This is a genomic window from Streptomyces sp. NRRL WC-3618, from assembly GCF_001280005.1.
Lineage (GTDB): Bacteria > Actinomycetota > Actinomycetes > Streptomycetales > Streptomycetaceae > Streptomyces.
Map to the genome: position 1 here is coordinate 1 of NZ_LGDW01000255.1, position 952 is coordinate 952.

General features: G+C 72.6%; 1 protein-coding gene. It reads left to right on the forward strand.

The window, feature by feature from the left end; genetic code table 11:
• The first annotated feature begins 16 nt into the window (after positions 1-16).
• Complete coding sequence (locus ADL01_RS21980) at positions 17-952, forward strand: dihydrodipicolinate synthase family protein (RefSeq protein ID WP_053743747.1); 936 nt, start codon at positions 17-19, stop codon at positions 950-952.

Genomic DNA, 952 nt, shown 5'->3' on the forward strand with positions numbered 1-952 from the left:
ATCCCAGGGAGCCCTGATGACCTTCCCCGCCCCGCTGACCGGTGTCGTCCCTCCCGTCTGCACTCCGCTGACGCCGGACCGCGGGGTGGACGTGCGCTCACTCGTCAGGCTGGTCGACCATCTGGTGGAGGCGGGCGTCGACGCCCTGTTCGTGCTCGGTTCGTCGTCGGAGGCGGCGTACCTGACGGACGACCAGCGCAGGCTGGTGGTGGAGACGGTGGTGGGTCATGTCGCCGGCGGGCTGCCGGTCCTGGCGGGCGCGATCGACATGACGACGCCCCGGGTGCTGGACCACGTACGGTCGGTCTCGGCGGCGGGCGCGGACGCGGTGGTGGTAACGGCCCCCTTCTACACCCGTACGCACCCCTCGGAGATCGCCCGCCACTTCCGCCTGGTGGCATCGGGCAGCCCGGTCCCCGTGGTCGCCTACGACCTCCCGGCCTCCGTCCACAGCAAACTGCCCCCCGCTCTCGTCCTGGAACTGGCCGCCGACGGTGTCCTGGCGGGCCTGAAGGACTCCAGCGGCGACCTGGCGTCGTTCCGGTCGGTGGTGACCGGCGCGCGGGAACGCCCCGGGGCGAGCGGGTTCAGCGTCCTCACGGGAAGCGAGCTGATCGTCGACTCGGCGCTGGCCCTGGGCGCGGACGGGGCGGTGCCCGGGCTCGCCAACGTCGACCCGGACGGCTACGTACGGCTGGACCGGTTCTGCCGTGCGGGCGACTGGGAGCGGGCGCGGGCCGAGCAGGAACGGTTGTGCGTGCTGTTCGGGATGGTGGGGGCGGGGGATCCGGTGCGGATGGGCGGGAGCTCGGCGGGGCTGGGGGCGTTCAAGGCGGCGCTGTATCTGCGGGGCGTGATCGACTGTCCGGTCACGGCCGACCCGCAGATTCCGTTGTCGGAGGACGAGGTGGAGAGGGTGGGGAAGTTCCTGGCGGGGCCGGGGCTGTTGTAG

Bases quoted from the DNA above. Each gene is read 5' to 3' on its own strand.
- ADL01_RS21980 (WP_053743747.1), top strand. From the start codon at position 17: ATGACCTTCCCCGCCCCGCTGACCGGTGTCGTCCCTCCCGTCTGCACT.